Genomic DNA, 21,027 nt, shown 5'->3' on the forward strand with positions numbered 1-21,027 from the left:
TCGAGTGATCGTCGTTACCTAGCGATAATGACATTCATTATCGTATACCTAGCTGGACCCTTCGCCCGACGCGAACGGGTGAGCGTTGAGACGTTCTGTCGCGGGAGGTGGCATGTCCTCGTCCATGCAGTGTGAGCCGAGTGAGTCGATGCGGGGTGACGTCGGTTCATGTGTGGCCGAGGTGCTGGGCATCGGCAGGGACGAGCTCGGTCCCGACGTGCCTTTGACGAGTCTGGGGCTGGAGTCCTTCCTCGCGGTGAGGTTGCGGCGGCGGTTGCGTGACCGGCTGGGGCTCGACCTGCCGTTGACCGCGTTCCTGGGACAGGCGTCGTTGCGCTCGTTGGAGGTTCTCGCGGTGGGGGGTCCGGAGAACGAGGAATCTTTTCCGCTCACTCCGGTGCAGGCGGCCTACTGGGTGGGGCGTGATCCGGCGTTCCCGCTTGGTGGCGTCGCCACGTTCTACTACTACGAGTACGACCGGAATCCTGTTTCTGGGGACCAGGAAACGGATCTGAAGCGCCTGGAGGAAGCCTGGAACCGACTGGTCGACCGGCATCCGATGCTGCGCATGGTCGTCGGGAACGACGGCAGGCAGCGCATCGGACCGCGCGGACGGCACCACCGGTTCGGCGTCACCGACCTGCGTGCCGTGCGACAGCAGGAGTGCGAGCGCGTGCTCGCCGAGCTCAGGCAGCAGAAGTCGCACCAGGTGCTGTCTCCCGACACGGGGCCGTTGTTCGACCTGCACGCGACGTTCCTGCCCGGCGGGCGCACCCGGATCCACTTCGGGGTCGACGTGCTCGCGATGGACATGGCGAGCTGGATGTTGTTGATGCGGCAGTGGCGAGTGCTGACGGACGATCCGGCGGCACCGTTGCCCAGCGCACCGACGACCTTCGGTGAGCTCGTACGCCGCAGGGACACCGACGCGCACCGGCGGGAAGAGGACGAGCGCTACTGGCGGACTCGCGCGGCGAGCCTGCCGGGTGGCCCGGGGTTGCCGTGGACGAGGTCAGCCGGGGAGATCGGCGTTCCCAGGTTCACCAGGCACGAGGTCCGGCTCGACCGCTCCGCCTGGGCACGGCTGCGCGACCGGTCGGCGCGCGAGGGCATCAGCCCGACGGCGCTGCTGCTCACCGCGTTCGCGCTCGTGTTGAACCGCTGGGGTGCGCGGGATCCGTTCTGCCTCAACGCGACCCTGTTCGACCGCCCCGACGAACCCGGCCTCGAACACCTCGTCGGCGACTTCACCACCACCGCGCTGATCGCGTTGCCCGCGGTCGATCCCTTGGAGTGGCCGGGTTTCACCGACTACGCGCGCACTGTCAACCACCAGTTCTGGGCCGATCTCGACCACCGGTCGGTGTCGGGGGTCGAGGTGATCCGCGCGCACGGCGACCGGCGGGTGGTCGACGGTGCTCCGCCCTACCCGGTCGTGTTCACGAGCGGGATCGGGCTCGGGGCCGGCGACGAGCCAGCGGCGGCGTGGCTCGGTGAGGAGGTGTTCGGGGTTTCCCAGACGCCTCAGGTGCTGCTCGACCACATCGTCTGGGAGGAGGGAGGGGTGCTGCGCGTCGCGTGGGACGCCGTCGACGAGGCCCTGCCGCCGGGGTACGTGGACGGCATGGCCGCGGCGTACCTGCGGCTGCTGCGGCGCCTCGCCGATGACGACGTCGCCTGGCAGGACCGATGTCTCGGCTGGGATCCCACCTTCGCCGAGGCCGAGCTGCTCGACTGCGCGCCCTTCGGACCGGTGGGGGAACTGCTGCACGATCCGTGGCGCAGCGCGGTGCGGCGCGCGGACGAGACGGCGGCCGTGCTGCAGGACGGTGTCGCGGTCACGCACGGCGAGCTGAGGGCGGCGGCCGGGAACGTGGCCGGCCACCTGGCGGCGCACGGGGTCGGTCCCGGTGACCTCGTCGCGGTGGTGTGCACGAAGTCCGCCGATCAGATCACGGCGGCGCTGGGCATCTCGCTCTGCGGCGCGGGTTACGTCCCGGTCGAGCCGTCGTGGCCCGCGGCACGGCTGGAGTCGATCTGCGCGCGTGCCGAGGTTCGTCACCTGATCACCAACGTGGATCTGCAAGCGCCGCTAGGGACTTCGGTGCACCGCATCGACGAGATCGAGCCTGGTGGGATGACGCCGGGCGAGCCGCGCGCGGACGAGCTGGCCTACGTGATCTTCACCTCGGGTTCGACCGGGTCGCCGAAGGGCGTCGCCGTCGAGCACCGGATGGCGCGGTGCACGATCGACGACGTCGTCGACCGGTTCGGCATCGGCCACGACGACCGCGTCCTCGCCCTGTCCGCGTTGAGCTTCGACCTGTCCGTGTTCGACGTGTACGGCGTGCTGGGCGCGGGCGGTGCGCTGGTCCTGCCGGCGCCGGAGCGGCAGCGCGACCCGCAGCACTGGCTCGAACTGCTCGCCACGCACCGGATCACCGTGTGGAACACCGCGCCCGCGTTGCTGGAGATGCTGGTGGACTACGCGGAGGCCGATCAGGAGGCGGCGGCGAGGGACCTGCGGTCGCTGCGACTGGTGATGCTGTCCGGTGACTGGATTCCGGTGTCGCTGCCCGACCGCTTGCGCGCCATGGCGCCCGACGTCCGGTTCATCAGCCTGGGCGGTGCCACCGAAGCCTCCATCTGGTCGATCTGCCACCCGGTGGACGAGGTGGACCCGCGGTGGCCGAGCATCCCGTACGGCAGGGCGTTGCGCGGTCAGAGCTTCCAGATCCTCGACCAGGACGGCGGGCCGGTCCCTGTGGGCGTCGCGGGCGAGCTGCACATCGGGGGCGATGGGGTCGCCCGCGGGTACATCGGCGACTCGACCCAGACGGCCGACCGCTTCCGCACGCATCCTCTTCTCGGGCAACGGCTTTACCGCACCGGCGATCTGGGGCGGTGGCGGCCGGACGGCACCGTCGAGTTCCTCGGCAGGGTCGACCGTCAGGTCAAGGTGCGCGGCCACCGGATCGAGCTCGGCGAGATCGAGGCCGTCCTCGCGCGGCAGCACGGGGTGCGCCGAGGCGTCGTGTCGGCCCTGCCAGGACCCGACCAGCGGCCCAGGCTCGTCGCCCACGTCGTCGCGGACGACGGGTGGGACGAGCGCCGCGCGGTGGCAGGACTGGCGCAACGACTGCCGGACTACATGATCCCCGCGCGGTTCGTGCAGCTCGGCGCACTGCCCGTGACCGCGAACGGCAAGGTCGACCATTCGGCGCTGCCCAACCCCTACGCGGGCGGGCCGGCACCGGTGGCCCGCGTGGCGGAGGAGGCCCCGGCCGACCTGTGGACCGCCATTCGGGGTGAGGCGGAGAAGCGGGGACTCCGGCTGTCCGTGGTCGTGCACCCCGGTGACCTGTCGCCCGCACAGGCGCTGTCGGCGGCGGGGGAGTGGGCGCGCTCAGTGTCGGGCGCCGCCGCACGGGCAGGCGTGGCTCTCGCAGAAGGTCTGCCCGTCGACGGGTTGATCGAGCTGGCGCCGTTGCCCGGCGCGCCTGCCGTGGTCGCCGCGCCTCGTGCTCCCGAGCTGCCTGCCTTGAGCAGTTCTGGTGCCACGCAGCAAGAATCCTCTCCACCGGTCGCCGACACCGGGGTGCTGGAAGCGGTGCGCGAGGTGTTCACCGAACTGCTCGGGCGGACCGTCGACCTCGACCGGGCGTTCTTCGACCTGGGTGCGACATCGCTGAACCTCGTCGTGGCGCACCGCAGACTGCGCACCGAGCTGTGCGAGACGTTGTCGGTGGTCGACCTGTTCGCACAAAACACGGTTCGAGCACTCGCCGAACACATCATCGGCGCGCGTGGCCCCGAGGTCCGCGCCGCCGGTGGCAGGGCGGCCGACCGGCGGCAGGCCAGGGCGATGGCGGCGGAGCTCGCCCGATGAACCAGCCTCTGCTCGCGGTCACCGCGGTGAGTTGCCGATTTCCCGGCGCGCCCGACGTCTCAGAGTTCTGGCGCCTGCTCGCCGGCGGACGGGAAGGCCTCACCAGGCTGACCGATGCCGACCTGCGGCGAGCGGGCGTGCCGGCGTCGTTGCTCGGCCATCCCTCCTACGTTCCGGTCGCGGGGCTCATCGAGGGACAGGACCTGTTCGACCCGGAGGCGTTCGGGCTCACCGCGAACGAGGCGGCGCTGCTCGATCCCCAGCAGCGGCTGTTCCTGGAGTGCTGCTGGCACGCGCTGGAGTCCGCAGGGCACGGGCACGGTGCGGGCGCGGGTGCCGTGGGGGTGTTCGCGGGCGCCGCGCACAGCTCGTACCTCATGAGCAACCTCGCTCATCGCTACAGCGCGGTCGGCGGCGGAGCGGATCCGGTCGGCAGCCTGCAGACCGCGATGGCGACGGTCACGGACTACCTCCCGTTGCAGGTGGCGCACCGGCTCGACCTGCGCGGCCCCGCGGTGGCGGTGAACTCCACCTGTTCGACCTCACTGGTCGCCGTGCACCTCGCCGCGCAGTCGCTGCTGGCAGGAGAGTGCGACACCGCGCTCGCGGGCGGTGTGTCGTTGACGGTCCCGCAGGGCCAGGGTTACCTGCACGTGCCGGACGCGATGTTCTCCGTGGACGGCAGGGTTCGCGCGTTCTCCGCCGAGGGCACCGGCATCGTGTTCAGCCAGGGCGTGGGCGTGACCGTGCTGCGCAGGCTCGACGACGCTCTCGCGGACGGCGACCCGGTGCTGGCCGTGCTGCACGGCAGCGCTGTCAACAACGACGGTGCCTCCAAGGTGGGGTTCACCGCTCCGTCGGTCTCCGGACAGGCACGGGTGATCGCCGAGGCGCTCGGTGTCGCGGGCGTCAGCCCTCGAGAGGTCGGCTACGTCGAGGCGCACGGCACGGGCACGAGACTCGGCGACCCGATCGAGGTCGCGGCGTTGAAGAAGGTGTTCGGCAGCGGACCGGCGTGGTGCGGCCTGGGCTCGGTCAAGAGCAACATCGGGCACGCGAACTCGGCGGCGGGCATCGCCGGGTTCATCAAGACCGTGCTGGCGTTGCGGCACGGCCTGATCCCGCCGACGCTGCACGCCGAACCGGTGAATCCCGATCTGGGCCTCGACAGGTCGCCCTTCGACGTGGTCACCGAAGCACGTCCCTGGACCGGTGTCCGGCGTGCGGGCGTGAGTTCTTTCGGCATCGGCGGCACGAACGCGCACGTGGTGCTCGGCGAGGCGCCTTCTCGTGCCACGACGCCGAAAACTGACGCGCCGCGGCTGATCGTGCTGTCCGCGCACGGCAAACGTGCGCTCTCCGCCGCCGCGTCCGCGTTGGCAGGCGCGGAAGAAGACCTGGCCGATATCTCGCACACGCTGCGAATCGGCCGCAAGGCCCACCGCAACCGGCTGGCGGCCGTGGTTAGCGGTCGCGAGGAACTCGGCCGTGTGCCGGTGCTGTCCGGCCGGGAAACGGGCGACACCGCGCCACGGGTGATCTTCGCCTTTCCCGGTGGTGGCAGCCAGCACCCCGGCATGGGAGCGCAGACCTACCGCGACGAACCCGAGTTCGCCGCGGTGATCGACGACCAGGCTGAGCTCCTGATCCCGTTGCTGGGCGCCGACATCCGCGACGTCGTGCTCGGCTCGGACGCCGAACTGGCCCGCGATCCCGCGGTCGGCCTGCCCGCGCTGTTCGCGGTGTGCCTGGCTCAGGCGATCCTGCTGCGCACGTGGGGGATCACGCCGGACGTCCTGCTCGGCCACAGCCTCGGCGAGTACGCCGCCGCCACGGTCGCGGGCGTGTTCAGCCCAGCCGAGGCGGCGGGGGTCGTCGCCGCCCGTTCGATCGGGATGGCGGAAGCCGCGGGACGGGGCGTGATGCTGGCGGTCACCGCGGACGTGTCGTACGTGCGCACTGCTCTGACCGCACACCCGTCGATCGACCTGGCCGTGATCAACACCGAGGACGCCTGCGTCGTCGCGGGGCCTCGCGACGACATCGCCGTGTTCGCCTCCGCGCTGAAGGCGGAGGGTGTCGGCACCGAGGAGCTTTCGCTCGACGCCGCCGCCCACTCCCGGCTGGTGGAGCCCGCGATACCCCGGCTGAGGGCGGCGTTGCGGGGGCTGTGCCCGAACCCGCCCGCGCTGCCGGTCGTCAGCACCCTCACCGGCAGGCTCGCCACCAACGAGCTCACCGACCCCGAGCACTGGGTGAACCACCTCCGCTCGACGGTCGACTTCTCCGGGGCACTGCGCGCCGCGGTGCAGGACGGACCCGCCGTGCTGGTCCAGATCGGTCCTGGGGCGAGTCTCGCCGCTCTCGCCCGCAGACACGGACTGCCCGGTCTGATCGACACGGTCGCCGGTTTCCCGCGGGATGGCGAGCGGTCGGCGATGCTGGGCGTCGCGGGAACGCTGTGGTCACACGGTGTTCCGGTGGACCTGGCGGCGGTCGACCGCGCCGCGGGTGTGCGCGTCGCCCTGCCCGAGTACCCCTTCGACCGGCGTCGCTGCTGGGTCGACCCGCAGGAGAACCTGCCCGTCACGACCTCGGGCGCGTCCGTCGACGAGCCGTTGCAGCTGCCGACCTGGAGCCGGGCCGAGCCGTTGCCGGGCGCGGCTCCGATCGAGGGACGCTGGCTGGTCGTCGGTGACGACGACGGCGCGGTCAGCGTGGCGCTGAAGGCACGAGGTGCGGACATATTGTCCGAAGTGGATGGTCGGGAACTTGACGGTGTCGTGTCCCTGGTGGGTGCGCGGCGGAGCGTCGACCTCGTGGAACACGTCGAGCGAACGGTGCACGAGACCGGACGGATCGCCGCCGCCGTGGCTGACCTGCGACCTCGGCACTGGGTGCAGGTGACGGTCGGGGCACAGCAGGTGGAGAGCGCTGACCGGCCCGATGCCGCGGTGGCCTCCGTGCTGGCGCTGCCGAGAGTGCTGGCCCAGGAGATGCCCGCGCTGCACTGGCGGTCGCTCGATCTCGACGGTGAGGTGCGTCCGGACGAGATCGCGGCCGAGGTCGCCGATCTGCCGCACGATGGTGGCCGGCCGGCGGAGATCGCCGTGCGCGGCGGACTGCGCTGGCGGCGCGGCATGACGGTGTGGCGCCCGGCCGACCGTCCCGTGACCGGACTTGGCGTCGTGCTCGTCATCGGTGGCGGCGGCGATGTGGGGCTCACCATGGCGGAGCACCTCGCGTCCGTCCACGGCGCCACGGTGGTGGTGACGTCCCGCACGGCGGCGGAAGATCGGGCCCGGCGGGTCGATGAGCTCGCTGGGCGCGGCCTTGCCGTCTCCCTGCGCCAGGTCGACGCCTCCGACCTGGAGGCCACCAGGGCACTGGTGAGCGAGCTCGTCGCACTGCACGGGCGGATCGATCTCGTCATCCACGCCGCCGGAGTGGTGGCGTCGACCGGAGTTCGTCCACTGAGGACGCTCGGGCCCGACATCGTCCAGGCGCACGTTCGCGCCAAGGTCCGCGGCGCGTTGGTGCTGGAGGAGGCGCTGGCGGGGTTGCCGGGCAGGCCGAGGGCCGTGCTGCTGATGTCGTCGGCGACGACACTGGTCGGTGGCCTCGGGCTCGGGCCGTACGCGGCGGCCAACCGCTTCCTGGACGCGATGGCCGAACGACGCCGGAACGACACCACCACGTGGTTCAGCGTCGCTTGGGACGGCTGGCGGGTCGGCCCGGACGGCGGTGAACGCACGGTGGCGATCTGGCACTCGCTCGGCGCGCGGGACGGCATGCGTTCGCTCGACCGGCTGCTGGCTGCGGCGTTCGGCGGGCACCTGCCGCCGGTGATCGGCGTGTCACCGAGCGACCTGAACGAGCGGATGGCCGTCGAGACCGAGCAAGGCGCGGAGGTGCCCGAGTCCTCCGACGACAGCGAGAAGCTGCTCTGTGCACTGTGGACGGATGTGCTCGGGTTCGAGGTGCGGGACACGAACGCGGACTTCTTCGCGCTGGGTGGCCACTCGTTGCTGGCCACCGGGATGCTGGCGCGCCTGCGCGACGACCACGGTGTCGACCTGCGACTGAGTGACCTGCTCGCGCACCCCACGATCGCCGGGCTGGCGCCCCTGGTGTCGGTGCGGGTGCCCGAGCGACCCGTGACCCGGAAGGAGCTCGCACCACGCCAGGACGGGGACTTCCCGCTCACCCCGGTGCAGCGCGCCTACTGGGCTGGCCGCACCAACGCGAGGCTCGGCGGGGTGGCGTGCCACTTCTACCTGGAGTACGACTGCCCGGACCTCGATCTCGACAGGTACCAGGCGGCCTGGCGCGTGGTGATCGACCGGCACCCCATGCTGCGCACCGTCGTCACCGCGGAAGGACGCAACCTGACGTTCGACCGGGTGCCTCCCTACCGAATCCGATGTCATGACCTGAGCAGGACCGAAGCAGCGCAACGGGAGCAGAAGCTCGCCGCCCTGCGCGAGCGCATCGCCCACCGCGTGCCGCGCCACGACCGCTGGCCGTTGGTGGAGATCCAGGCGGCCACGCTGCCGGGAGGCAGGACCCGGTTGTTCATCGGGGTCGACGTCCTCGTCTGCGACGTCGCGAGCTACCTGATCGCCGACCGCGAGGTCCGGCTGTTCTACGCGGACGCGGGAAGGGAACTCCCCGAACCGGGAATCACCTTCGCCCAGTACGTGAACGAGACGGAACGCGCGGTCTCCGAGAGCGAACTGGCGCGAGCCCGCGACTACTGGCTCTCCCGCATCCCGCGGCTGCCACAGGCACCGGTGCTTCCGGCGGCCGACAGCCACGGCCCGCGGCGCTTCCACCGCCTGGCCGCGCGGCTGGAGCGGTCTGAGTGGAACGCGGTGAAGCGCGAGGCGAGCGACCTGGGCGTCACCCCGACCGCCCTGCTGCTCACCGCGTACGCGCAAGCACTCGGCGAGTGGTCGGGAACCGAGCGGTTCGCGCTGACCCTGACCCGCTACGACCGCCGCCAGGTGCACCCGGACGTCAACCGGCTGGTGGGTGACTTCACGACGTTGCAGATCCACGAGGTCGAGTCCGCCGCCGCGGGCACGTTCGCCGAACGGGCTCAAGCGACGCAACGACGCCTGTTCGCCGATCTCGACCACGGCGCGTTCTCCGGCCTGGACGTCCTCGCGGAGAAGTCGGCGGGCGACGGCAGGAGCTATCTGGTGCCGGTGGTGTTCACCGGAGCCGTCGGCGTCGAGGACGTGCTGGAGGAGCCGCACGATCTCGACTGGGTGGGGGAGCAGGTGCACGCGGTCAGCCAGACCCCGCAGGTGGTGCTGGACCACCAGGTGTACGTGCAACGCGGCGCGCTCCTCGTGCAGTGGGACGTCCTTGCGCCCGAAGTCGATCCGGTGCGGGCCGAGCAGGTCTTCGACCGCTACGTGCGAAGCCTGCGTGAGCTGGCGGGGCCACCGGACAACGCGATCATGTTCCAGCAGGGCACCTCCCGGCCGTTGTTCCTGGTGCACCCCTCCGGCGGCGACGTGCTCTGCTACGCCGAGCTCGCCGGTCTGCTCGGCCAGGACCAGACCGTGATCACCCTGACGGATCCCGAACTGGCCGGGCTGGATGCGCCGCAGGACATGCCCGCGCTGGTGCGCCAGTACGTTGACGCCGTTCGCGCCTGCCAGCCGGAGGGGCCGTATCGGCTCGGCGGCTGGTCGATGGGCGGAACCGTGGCGCACGAGATGGCCGTGGAGCTGACCGGGGCGGGAGACGAGGTCGAGCTCCTCGTGCTGATCGACTCCAACCTGCCGCAGCACATCACCGAGATCACGGCGAGCGACGCCGACGGTGAGGTGTGCCTGCGCTTCCTGCGTTCGCTGGAAGCCGCCCGCGGGATCGACCTGGGCGCCGACGACGCACTGGCCGCGCTCACCCCCGCCGCCCGGCGGGAGGAGATCGCCGCGCGGCTGCGGGAGCACGGTCTGTCCGGTGCCACGACCGACCTGCGGCTCGCGGTGTTCGCGAGGCATCTGCGGATGCTGGCCGATCACGTCGCACATCGGCTCGACGCCGCGACCGAGGTGCTGCTCTTCCGCGCCTGCCGTCCGTCACCGCGCAACGCCGGTATCGGCATGGGCGTGGACGACGTGTTCATGGCCGACCTCGGCTGGACGCCGTTCGTCGGCGGCCACCTCGACATCGTCGACGTCGACGCCCACCACTACTCAGTTCTGCAGGAAACCGCCGTCGGCGCCATCGCCGCCCGGATGCGCGCCGAGCTCAAGGAGAGCGATGTCTGACCCCCGCCCGATCATCGACGTGATCTCGTCCCACCCCTGGGTCGGCAGGGCCCGGTACGCCGGTGAGGAGATTGTCGTTCAGCCTCACCCGGACGCGGTCGCCGTGCGACCGGTGCTCGGTGCGCTGGTGCGGGAACACCTCGAGCACTGGTCGGAGGTGTACGAGTGGATCTACCTGACCTCCGACGCCGAACAGTCCTCCGATCTCGACCTGTCCGGCTGGCGCGCGTCGGACACCGGTGAGCCGCTGCCCCGCGAGCACATGCTCGAATGGATCGACCGGACCGTGGAGCTGGTGCGTGAGGGCAACCCGCGGTGTGTGCTGGAACTGGGCTGTGGCACCGGTTTGCTGCTGCGCCGGTTGTGCGCGGACGTCGAACGCTATGTGGGCACGGATGTTTCCGAGGCCGCGGTGCAACGGCTGACGGCAGCCGGACTGCCCGGTGTCCGCGTGGTGCTCGCCGCCGCGCACGAGAGCGGTTCGCCTCAGGTCGTGGCCGCGCTGGAGGACAGGCGCCCGGACTGCGTGCTGATCAACTCGGTGACCCAGTGCTTTCCCGGCGGGGACTACCTCGACGCGGTCGTGTCCGACGCGCTGGCACTGGTCGCCGACGGCGGCCGGGTGATCATCGGCGACTTCCGGCACGCCGGGCTGGCAGGGCGGTACCACCGGTGGCTGTCCTCCGACGACCAGGACGCGGCCCGGCGCGCGGCCGCCGACGAGGAGTTCGTGTTCGACCCCAAGGTGCTCGCGGAGATCGCGGGCAGGTGCGGCCGCCCGGTCACGTTGTCGGTGCGGGCCAAGACGATGACCGCCGACACTGAGCTCACCCGCTACCGCTGCGACGTCGTGCTGCACGTCGGACCACCAGCTGCGACAGCCGGTGGCGGCGGGACTCCGGTTCCCAACGCGCTGCTGTGCGACGACCCGGGAGGTGTTGCGCCGCACGTGCTTCGCGAGCGCATCGCCGGCACCGGTGCGGTCGTCGGGCTCGACCTCGACGACCCCACCCGGCTGCTGGTGTGCCCGCCGACCGGCGACCCGGTGGACCTGATCCCGCCGGCCGGCCCCGCGCCGGCCGATCCGATCGTCCGGTTCGTGGCCGGACGGCTCGCTGAGACCGTTCGCGACCACCTCGCACGGGTGCGGCCGGGCGAGCCGCAGCCCGTCGTGCGCGTGGAGTGGGAGGGCACGCGATGACGTCGTTCGAGACGGCGGCCGACGCCGGGATGGAAGCGTTGCGGGAACACGACCTGACGGATCTCGCGGCGCACATGCGACGGCTCGACGAGACCGCGCTGCTCGGGATCACCCGTGCGCTGAGCGTCGACCACGCACTCGCGGCGGGTGAACCCCGGTCGGCGCAGGAGGTGATGCGCGCACTGGGGGTCGTGCCGCGACACCGGTGGATAGTCCGGCGCTGGCTGCGGGTGCTGGTCGAGGAGGGCAGGCTGACCGAGGACGGCCGGTACCGCGACCTGGTGGTGGCAGGGGACGACGAGTTCGCCGCGTCCCGGGCGGCACTCGACGACGCCCGGCGGGCGCTGGGCTATCCGCAGGAGCTGACCGGGTTCTTCCTGGAGTCCATCGACTGCCTGCCGCTGCTCGTGCGCGACGAAGTCTCCGTGCAGAGCATCATGTTCCCCGACGGGGACTTCGCCACCGCGCTGGGCACCTACTCGCACAACATCATCAGCGCCTACACCAACCGGATCGCCGCCGTGCTGGTGCGGCAGCTCGCGCAGGCCGGTTCACGACGTGTGCTGGAGGTGGGCGCGGGTATCGGCGGCACGACCGCGGGTGTCGTCGACGAGCTGGAGCGCGCCGGTCTGTCCGGAGTGGACTACGAGTTCACCGACCTGAGCCGGTTCTTCCTCGTTCCCGCCGCCGAACGGTTCGCCGACCGGCCCTGGCTGCGGTTCGGCCTGTTCGACATCAACGCCGAACCGGACCGGCCGGAGCGGTCGGTGGATCTCGTCATCGCGGCGAACGTGCTGCACAACGCCCACGACGTGGACGTGATGCTGGCCAGGTTGCGCGGGCTGCTGGCGCCGGGTGGCCACCTGGTGATGATCGAGTCGTGCCGGGAGCACTACCAGGTGATGACGTCGATGCAGTTCCTGATGTCCGGCAGGGCCGGTGAGCCCAGGCAGGACTTCACCGACTTCCGCGCAGGCACCGACCGGATCTTCCTCACCGAGCACGAGTGGGTGGAGCGGTTGACGGCGGGCGGTTTTCACGTGGGGCCGGTGCTGCCGGGTGCCTGCGGTCCGCTGACACCCTTGGCACAGCACGTCTTCACCGCCCGCGTCTGACCAGTTCACCTGCCCGCAGCACGGCACAGGAGAACGTGAACCCGTTGCCCACGCCGAGCAGGACGATGACGTCGTCGGGCCGCAGCCTGCCGGAGCGCAGCACGTGGTCGAGCCCGAGCAACTGGTCGACGGCACCGACGTGACCGGTGCGGAGCCCGAACTCCAGCAGTGTGCGGCGCGGGTCGAGCCCGAGCGGCTCCAGGTAGGACCTGGCGGCGAGCGTGCGGCCGAAGAACGGCGGCACCACCCACCTGGCTTCGGTGAGCGTGTGCCCGGCTTCGGCCAGCGCCTGGTCGAGCACCCGCCTGGTGCCCTGGACGGTCCGCCGCACCGCGGCACCGCGATCGCTTCCCGCGGCCGCCCGTTCCGTCTCGAGCCGGGGGTCGGAGTACGAGGCGACCGAGAGCAACCGGAGCTTTCCCGGTGTCCTGCCGAGCACCGCCGCGGCGGCACCGTCACCGACGACGATGCCGGCGTCGACGTTCCAGCGGTCGATGCTGCTCTCCGGGAACTGGTCGGCGACGGTCACCAGCGCGCACGCCATGTCCGGCCGGCCGGACAGCACGCTCGCCGCCAGTTCCAGCGCCGCCACCGATCCGTTGGACAGCGCCGACATCTCCAGCGTCAGCCCGTGCAGCTCTGGGCCGACGACCTCACCGGCGATCCTGCAGGCGGCCGACGACAGGTCGGGACCCTGCACGTAGGCCCCCGCGTGCAGGTGCAGGCCGGGCACGGGGTTCCCGGCCTGCGTCATCGCCGCCCGCGCCGCGTCCATCGCCAGCTCCGGCGCGGTGCGCGAGGACTCGGAGACCGACACGATCCCGGTCTTCTCCGCACGGTGTGCCGGGCAACGGCCGGCCGCGACGGCGTCGCCGATCGGGACCAGCTCGCCCAGCACACCGCCGGTGCCCTGGATCCAGAGATCGTCGAATCTCACGGCGTGGACCCGTCCAGCAGCGCGGCGAGATCCGCGAGCACAGGCGAGCGCAGGAAGTCACCGGGAGACGGTGTCGTCGCGCGGTCGCTGCCCAGTCGTCGCAGCATCCGGATTGCCATCAGCGAGTCGCCGCCCAGTTCGAAGAAGTTCGCTGACCGATCCACTTCGGACAGTCCGAGGATCTCGGCCCAGACAGCGGCCACCTCCAGTTCGGCGTCGCCCCTGGCAGGACCGGGCTGCACGGCGATTCGAGGTTCTTCACCCCGCTGCACCGGCTGGGCGTCGCCGCGCAGCTCCACGACGTCTGCCCACGCCTGTTCGCGCACGAGGCCGCTGACGCCGTCGACCACCTCGGCGAAGAGGGAGTCGAGCGCGGCGCCGTCGAAGAGCTCGTCGATGCTCGCCATGGAGAGCACCATGTCGCCGGCGGCCTCGTACGCGCGCAGCTCCAGCATCACCTGGGGAGTCCGGATGCGGTTGTGGTGGTCGCGTTCGTCCAGCACACCCAACGGCCCGTAGTCGTCCTGCAGTCCTTCGTCGAGCATCGTCATCATGCTGCCGACCGCGCTCTGCAGGACGACCGGCGCGATCGGCCGCCGGGTGCCCCGGCGCCTGGCCAGCTCGCGAGCCACCTCGACACCGCTGACGAGGTTGTGCGACAGCGCCTCGTTCAGCTGCGCGGCCACCGACTTCGCGACGTCGCCGAACTTGGCGCGTTCCGGCAGTTCGAGCGGTACCAGCACGGTCGAGGAGAACGCGCCGATCATGCGGTCGACGTCGGGGTGCAGCGGGTGGCGGTTGGCCTGCAACGTGTTCAGCAGCATCCGCCTGCTGCCCGTGAGCTTCGCCAGCACGCGGGCGTAGACGGCCGTGAAGGCGGCGGACGGGGTGACGTCGTGGCGCGCGCACGCTTCCTTCACGCGGGTCCACTCCGACTGCCCGAACACGCGTTCCCGCAACGCCATGCCGGTCGCTCGGACCTCCGCGGGATCGGCGACGAGCGGAAGCGCGGGGGCCGCGGGCATGGTGTCGAGCCGTTCCCACCACCAGTCGCGGTCGCGCCGCCACTCCGGCGTCTCCCGCATGCGCCGCACGGCGTCCACGTAGTCGCCGAAGTCGACCAGCATCGGCGGCAGCATCGCGTTAGGGTCGGCGGCGAGCGTCAGCAGGTCCCGCATGAAGATCCGCGCGGACCAGCCGTCCGCGAGCGCGAGGTTCAACGCGATGTGCACTCTCGCACGCGCCTTCGGCAGCAAGGACAGTCGCACCGCGAAACCGGGGCCGTGGCGCGGATCGGGACCGGTGCCGCCCATCTCGTCCCGGATGCGCTCGACCTCCGCGCCGGCCTCCTCCTCGCTCGCCTCGCGCAGGTCGTGCACGCGCAGCGGAGGTTCGTCCGCCGACGGGTCGTCGGCGGGGAGAATGTTCTGCCGCCCGTCCGCGGAGATGCGCGCCCTGAGCACGGGCTGGTGGATCATCAGCTGGCGCAGGCCGTCCTCGATCGCCTCCACCGCGAACTCGTCGTCCACATCGGACAGCGCGAAGTCGATGTAGTAGTGCGCCGAGTCGTGCGAGAGCTCCCACGCGCCCTGCTGGCCGACGAAGTACGCCTGTTGCAACGGAAGCAGGTCGAACGGCGCGTCGGTGTCCAGTCGGCGGCCGACCCGGATCTGCGGCGACTGCGCCACGGCTCCGTCCGCCGCGTGGTCGCGCACGAGCTCCGCGAGCTCGGCGAGCGTGTGCGCGGGCTGGATCCGCGTGATCGCGAGCCGGGCGCCGAGCCGCTGCCTGACCAGCGCGGCGACCCGCACGACGAGCAGGGAGTCCCCGCCGAGGCTCAGAAAGGTGACGTCGTCGCGGATCTCGGCGGAGTCGAGCCCGAGCACCTCGGCCCAGATCTCCGTCAGCTGTGCGTGCTCGCTCACCGCCGGGCCGCCGGAGGCGTGATGCCCGCGTCCGCGCGGAACAGCTCGTTGTCGATCTTGATCGCGGCCCGCGCGCCGTCGGCGGCGCCGAGGATCACGAAGGTGAGCGCCTCGGGGAACGCGGCCTGCCGGGCGAGGTCACCGGCCGCGAACACGCCGGGCACCGAGGTCTGCTGGAACTCGTCGATGCGGACGCAGCCGTCTTCGAACCGCTCGCAACCGAGATCGGCGGCGAGCGCGGAGTGCTGTTTCGTCGCGGTCTTGTGGAACAACGCGCCGCGGTGCAGGCGCGTGCCGTCGCCGAAAACCACGGTGAGGTCGTCGAGCTCACCCTCTACTGATGCGACCGGCTCGTCCCTGATCGCCACACCGTTGTCGCGCAGCTTCCGGACGAGCTCGTCCGGCAACGCCGACGGGCCATTGGTGCACAGCACGACGTCGGTGCTGAACCGGTCCGCGAGGTAGAGCGAGAGGATCGCGCTCACGAAGTCGCCGCCCAGCACGGCCAGTGGCTTGTCCCTGGCCTCGAAACCGTGGCAGAACGGGCAGTGGAACACGCACTTGCCGAACCGCTCCACGAGCCCGTCGACCTCGGGGAAGAGATCCACCTGGCCGGTCGCGAGCAGGATCTTCCTGGCCTGCTCGCTCGTGCCGTCCGCCAGCCGCACCTCGAAGCCGCCCTCGATGGCCTTGGCCGTGGTCACCTCGGCCTCGCGCACCTCCACCGTCTCGTACGCGTTGAGCTCGGCGCGGCCGATCGCGCGGAACTCGCTGGGGGAGAAGCCATCCCGGCTGAGGTACATGTGCATCTCGTCCGTGGGGCTGTTGCGCGGACGGCCGCTGTCGAGCACGAGTGTCCTGCGCTGCTGGCGTCCCAGCACCAGCGCGGCGTTCAGTCCGGCCGGTCCGGCCCCGATGACGATGACGTCGTGCATCCGCTTGCTCTCCCTGTCGTCCGTGATCGACCGGGAGCAACGTATCGGTAATGAAAATCGATATCAACAATACTGTGGCGTTGGGCACCGAGCCAGGAGACCGCGGCGGGTGCGCGCTGAACATCCCGGCATCGGGCGGCTGGACCCGGCGGGAGCTCGGGAACATGCCGCTCGCGGCTGCCGCGGGGTTGCAACGTGTTCGCTTGCCGTCGCGTTTGTACCTGGTGACAGGTGAGATTGACCGAGGGGCGATCTTGAGCGACGAGCAGTTCACCAGAAGCCACGTGATCACGCTGATGATCACATCGCTGATCGGCGTCGGGTTCGGTGCCGGGTCGTAGTTGTCCGCCGCGCCCTCGATGCCGGGCCCGGCACCGCGCTGGTGGTCCTGGGCGTTGTGATCGCGGTGCTGCTGATGGTCGTCGCGATCCTGGCGGGTTCGCGGGTGCTGGCCGTGCTCGAACTGCCGCAGGCTGTCCCGGCGTGGCTCCTGTTCGCGGTGGGCGCGCATTTCGTGCCGTTCGCGAAGATCTTCGGTTCCGGCAGGTCTGCCCGCGTCCGCTCGCTTCAAGGCCGTGGCCGGCTGGGAAGGCGACATCTGGCTCGCCGGCGGGGGCGGGCTGTGGCGTTCGACGGACTCCGGCACGAGCTTCACGAAGGCCGCCGGTGTGGCGGGCTCGCTCAACATCGGCTTCGGCAGAGCGGCACCGGGACGCACCTATCCCGCGCTGTACCTGATCGGTGAGATCGGTGGTGTCAAAGGCGTCTTCCTGGCCCAGGGCGCGATCACCGGCGACCCGCGGGTGTACGGCCGCGTCTACCTCGGCACCAACGGACGCGGCGTCATGCTCGGCGAGATGACCGGAACTCCGCCCACCACAACGACTACCTCCACGTGTGAGGCCGGTTCTGCGCGAGAAGGCACGTCCGGGCGATCCAGCCGCCCGAACGTGCCTTCTCGCGCGGAACCCGGACCCGAACGGGTTCCGGCAGCCCGGCTAGATCTTGGCGCCGACGATCGGTGCGAGGCGCTCAGCGATCTTGCGGTGTCCTTGGTCGTTGGGGTGCACGTTGTCGGTGGTGTCGGTGGCCTCGTTGATCCAGCCCTCGGTGTTGACGAAGTAGACGTTGGCGTCGCCCGCGTCGGTGAGCGCCTTCACCGCCGCCTGGGTCTCGGGCAGGTACCGCTTGCGGAACGTGCCCAGTGCGAAGATCGCCGCGGTCGGGTACTTCTCTCGCGCACGCCGCAGCAGCGTCACGTAGGAGGAGCGGAACTGCTCCTTGGTCACGCTGTGCCCGACGTCGTTCGTACCGAGGTTGATCACGACGGCGTTCGCCCGGTACCGGCTGAAGTTCCACGCGGGCGCGTTCAGGTTGAGTCCCGTGCGCAGGAAACCCTCCCGCATGCTCAGGCAGCCGTCCGCGGCGGGGTGCAGGCAGGCGCCGCCCACCGCGATCTGGGTGTGGCCGACCTTGAGCTTCTCGCCGGTGAGCCAGCCGTAGGCGGTCAGCGCCTGCTTCGATGACTGCTGGCCAACGGTGATGGAGTCGCCGACGAACTCGATGATCTTCGAGGGCACGGTGGGAGCGAACGTGCTGGCGCCGGTGTCGATCTCGATGCCCTGGTACACCGCGTCACCGCGGTAGGAACCCGCGATGGGGCGGTAGGACACGCGCAGGGTGTGGTTGCCGGAGGCCAGTGGAGTCGGGGTGAGGTTCACCGTGCCGCTCCGGTTCACGTAGTGCACGTCGGGTCCGCCGTCGATGCTGACGTAGAAGTCGATCGAGCGGCGCTGCTTGAGCTTCACGGTCCGGCCGGTGAACCCGACGACGACGTACGCGCCGGCCCACTCGGAGACGTAAGCGCTCGACGAGCTCGTGTTCCAACGGCCGAAGTACCTGGTGTTCGGGTCGGTGGGTGTGGTGGTGGCGGCGGACGCGGCGGGGACGGCGACCACGACGCTGGCCAGAACCGTTGCCGTTATGAGGATTCGCTTGATCAAGGTGCGGCCTTTCGTTGCGAGGGCAGGGGAACACGCGACCAGTCGACGTCCGAGGCGAAGTAGAAGCTCGGGTACGACGGCTGGTTGTAGGTGGTCTGCTGACGGGCGACCTCGACGCGGTACTGGCGGTCGTGCATGAGGGTGTACATCTTGTGGTTGGTCGGTTCGGTGCTGAGGTAGAAGCGCAGTGCGGTGCTGTCCTGCGTGCGCACCAGCAGTTCCTCCCGCCAGTCGCCGAAGACGTCGGCCACGAGCGAGGGGTTGCCCTTGGTGCCGTTGTTGGTCAGCGTTCCGGTCGCGGTGAGCAGCGTGCCTCGCCGCCAGTCGTCGACGGTGGGCGTGACGTCCTGCGCGCCGTTCACGATCTGCGTGGTGAGATCACCGGCCCAGCGGATGCTCATGTTCGTTCCGGGAGAACGGGTTTCGAGCTGACGGCCGTCCGCGCTCCAGGTGCCGGCGGAGTCGGAGCCGCCGGGCATCGACGCCCACGTCTCGACACCGCGCACGTCGGGGCGGACGTCGCCGATCATGCCGCGGCCGGTGTCCATGCCGGAGTACGCGCCGTAGATCGTCTCGCCGGTCCGTGCGTCGCGCATCGCGTAGCCGTACGGGGCGGACCGGGCGCCCTCGTGGACCATGTAGATCTCCAGTCCTGGGCGGTCCGGGTCGATGTCGGTGACGTGCAGGGCATCACCGTGACCGACTCGGACCGCGGCTCCTGGATTCACGCTGCCCGGCGGCAGAACGCCGGTGGAGCTGTACTTCAGCGAACCGTCGTCGTCGAGCGTCGCGCCGCCGTAGATGATCTCCTGCCTGCCGTCGCCGTCCACGTCGGCGACGCTCAGCGAGTGCGATCCCTGCGTGGTGAGCTTCGCGTGGCTCGGGTTGAGGCCGTCGCGGCCGTGCGGGCTGTCGCGGAACGGGTTCGTCATCGGCACCCAGCCGCTGTCGACGAGCCAGCGCTTCTTGAGCCGCCTGCCGTCCCAGTCGTAGGTCGCGACGGTGGACCGGGTGTAGTAGCCGCGGGCGAAGATCGCGGACGGCCGTTCGCCGTCCAGGTAGGCGACTCCGGACAGGAACCGGTCGACGCGGTTGCCGGGCTCGATGCGGGACATCGCGTAGTCGCCCCACATGAGCCCGTCGTCGCCGCGCCCCGGTTCGTAGCGAACCGTCTGCAGTTCGCGTCCCGTCGCGCCGTCGAACACGGTCAGGTACTCCGGGCCGTCGACGATGAACCCGGCGAATTGGCGCAGCTTGTTGTTGGCGCTGTGCGAAGGCGCGTACACGTCGAGGAAGTGGTCCACCAGCGCGGCAGCGTCCTGTTCGGACAGCGGGTAGGGATGACGCGGCTCGATGCCGAACGCCTGCTCCAGAGTGGCGGGCCACCGGCCGGAGACGACCTCGGGGTGCGCGTGCCAGCCGCGGAACACGGCGATGAGGTGCTTGCGATAGCCGTCCGGGCTGAGGCGGTAGTCGTCGCTGTGCGAGTAGCCCGCACGGACGTCCTCCCTCGGCATGGTGATGTACCGCTCGCGGCCGTCGCGGCCGATCATCCTGGTACCGGGCGCGGTTTTCGTCATGATCTCCGCGCGTCCGTCACCGTCGAGGTCGTAGACCACGAACTGGGTGTAGTGGGCACCCGCCCTGATGTTCACGCCGAGATCGATCCGGTGCAGCAGCGTGCCGTCGAAACGGTAGGTGTCGAGGTACACCGGCCCGGTGTAGCCGACCTGCGAGACGTCCTTGGAGTTGCTGGGATCCCACTTGACGACGTACTCGTACTGCCCGTCGCCGTCCATGTCGCCGACACTGACGTCGTTGGCCCGGTAGGTGTACGTCTCGCCCGCAGGCGTCACGCCGTCCGCGGGTTTGTGCAGCGGCAGGTCGTGGTGGGACGCGGCCCAGGCTGTAGCCGGTCTGCTCCGGCCGAGCGCGGTGCCGCGCCACAGCGGTGCGACCTGGTAGCGCGCGCCTGGTGCCGGATCGGTGTCGACGTAGGTCGTGCTGCCGGTGACCGTCGCGATCCGCTTTCCGTTGCGGTAGATAGCGAAATCCCGTCCGGTGAGGCCGGTGGCGGTCGCGCCGGTCGCCTCGTGGCCGAGCAGGCGCCAGCTCAGGTACACGCCGGCGCCGGTAGTGGCCGCGACGAGTCCGCGGTTCAGGTGTTCGGTCCGCGCGGATCGCGCGGACGCGGGCGGCTGCCCGGCGAGAAGAGCGATGACCACCAGCGGGAGCAGAAGGCTTCGTCGCAGATCCACGTCGGCTACGTTGAACCGTTTCAACGAGAGGTGCAAGGGGTAATGTTGTTGTCATATAACGTGGTAAGCGTTTTCCTATATGCATCGATGATCGTTTCGTCGAACCGGTCGCGCCGTTCGCCGAAACGTCTGTTGAACAGGTCGAACAGCGTTCGCCGCTTCTTGACGGCCGCGGCGGGGACGTATCACGTTCGCGAATGACGGTTGAAGCGATTCGATTCAGAAATCGATGATCGAGGAGGACGTGGCCTTGAGCATCGAGAAGTCCGTCGGAGCGCCACCCGTCGTCGTCGAACGACAGCGTGCTGCCATGCCGACGTGACGCGCGCAGCGCTGTGCACGTTCACAGAAGTGGCTGCTCGCGGCCACATGAGGACAGGAGGTTGCCGTGTTGGTGAGTCATGGATGACGTGGTGAAGCCCATCTGATGGCCCGGGGTCCACCATTTCATCTGTCAACTGTCAATGTGAACGTTCC

Annotated in this window: 11 protein-coding genes; 6 read left to right on the forward strand and 5 right to left on the reverse strand. The window is 70.3% G+C overall.

The window, feature by feature from the left end; genetic code table 11:
• Positions 1–112: 112 nt before the first annotated feature.
• Genes SK571_RS40505 through SK571_RS40520 form a run of 4 tightly spaced genes read left to right on the forward strand, consistent with a single transcriptional unit; the run spans position 113 to position 12,492 of the window.
• Positions 113–3,889: a non-ribosomal peptide synthetase gene (locus SK571_RS40505; RefSeq protein ID WP_319989422.1), complete on the forward strand. Its 3,777-nt coding sequence runs from the start codon at positions 113–115 to the stop codon at positions 3,887–3,889.
• Positions 3,886–10,176 (forward strand): SDR family NAD(P)-dependent oxidoreductase, encoded by a 6,291-nt coding sequence (locus tag SK571_RS40510; protein WP_319989423.1) that lies wholly within the window; start codon positions 3,886–3,888, stop codon positions 10,174–10,176. The genes SK571_RS40505 and SK571_RS40510 overlap by 4 nt, the downstream gene beginning before the upstream one ends.
• Complete coding sequence (locus SK571_RS40515; RefSeq protein ID WP_319989424.1) at positions 10,169–11,377, forward strand: class I SAM-dependent methyltransferase; 1,209 nt, start codon at positions 10,169–10,171, stop codon at positions 11,375–11,377. The genes SK571_RS40510 and SK571_RS40515 overlap by 8 nt, the downstream gene beginning before the upstream one ends.
• Positions 11,374–12,492, forward strand: a complete 1,119-nt coding sequence (locus tag SK571_RS40520) for a class I SAM-dependent methyltransferase (RefSeq protein WP_319989425.1) — start codon at positions 11,374–11,376, stop codon at positions 12,490–12,492. Before SK571_RS40515 ends, SK571_RS40520 begins: the two co-directional genes overlap by 4 nt.
• Here SK571_RS40520 and SK571_RS40525 read toward each other — a convergent pair.
• From SK571_RS40525 to SK571_RS40535, 3 genes are read right to left on the reverse strand one after another with little or no spacing between them, the layout of a single operon-like run.
• Entirely contained in the window at positions 12,476–13,429 is a 954-nt protein-coding gene (locus SK571_RS40525) for a ketoacyl-ACP synthase III family protein (RefSeq protein WP_319989426.1), read from the reverse strand. The genes SK571_RS40520 and SK571_RS40525 overlap by 17 nt on opposite strands.
• Entirely contained in the window at positions 13,426–15,354 is a 1,929-nt protein-coding gene (locus SK571_RS40530) for a phosphopantetheine-binding protein (protein WP_319989427.1), read from the reverse strand. The genes SK571_RS40525 and SK571_RS40530 overlap by 4 nt, the downstream gene beginning before the upstream one ends.
• Positions 15,351–16,289, reverse strand: coding sequence for an NAD(P)/FAD-dependent oxidoreductase (locus tag SK571_RS40535; RefSeq protein WP_319989428.1), 939 nt, complete (start codon positions 16,287–16,289; stop codon positions 15,351–15,353). Before SK571_RS40535 ends, SK571_RS40530 begins: the two co-directional genes overlap by 4 nt.
• Positions 16,290–16,339: 50 nt before the next feature.
• Between SK571_RS40535 and SK571_RS40540 the strand changes: the two genes are divergently transcribed.
• Positions 16,340–16,630: a hypothetical protein gene (locus SK571_RS40540; RefSeq protein ID WP_319989429.1), complete on the forward strand. Its 291-nt coding sequence runs from the start codon at positions 16,340–16,342 to the stop codon at positions 16,628–16,630.
• A 56-nt stretch (positions 16,631–16,686) separates the two neighbouring features.
• Positions 16,687–17,034 carry a hypothetical protein gene (locus SK571_RS40545; protein ID WP_319989430.1) on the forward strand — a complete coding sequence of 116 codons (348 nt, stop codon included), beginning with the start codon at positions 16,687–16,689 and terminating at the stop codon, positions 17,032–17,034.
• A 253-nt stretch (positions 17,035–17,287) separates the two neighbouring features.
• On the opposite strand, the gene SK571_RS40550 is transcribed toward SK571_RS40545, so the two are convergent.
• Positions 17,288–18,292 carry an SGNH/GDSL hydrolase family protein gene (locus tag SK571_RS40550; RefSeq protein WP_319989431.1) on the reverse strand — a complete coding sequence of 335 codons (1,005 nt, stop codon included), beginning with the start codon at positions 18,290–18,292 and terminating at the stop codon, positions 17,288–17,290.
• On the reverse strand, positions 18,289–20,550 hold the full coding sequence (locus SK571_RS40555) for a rhamnogalacturonan lyase (RefSeq protein WP_319989432.1): 2,262 nt from the start codon (positions 20,548–20,550) through the stop codon (positions 18,289–18,291). The genes SK571_RS40550 and SK571_RS40555 overlap by 4 nt, the downstream gene beginning before the upstream one ends.
• Positions 20,551–21,027 lie beyond the last annotated feature (477 nt).

It is taken from the genome of Lentzea kristufekii (genome assembly GCF_033949925.1).
Taxonomy (GTDB): Bacteria; Actinomycetota; Actinomycetes; order Mycobacteriales; family Pseudonocardiaceae; genus Lentzea; species Lentzea kristufekii.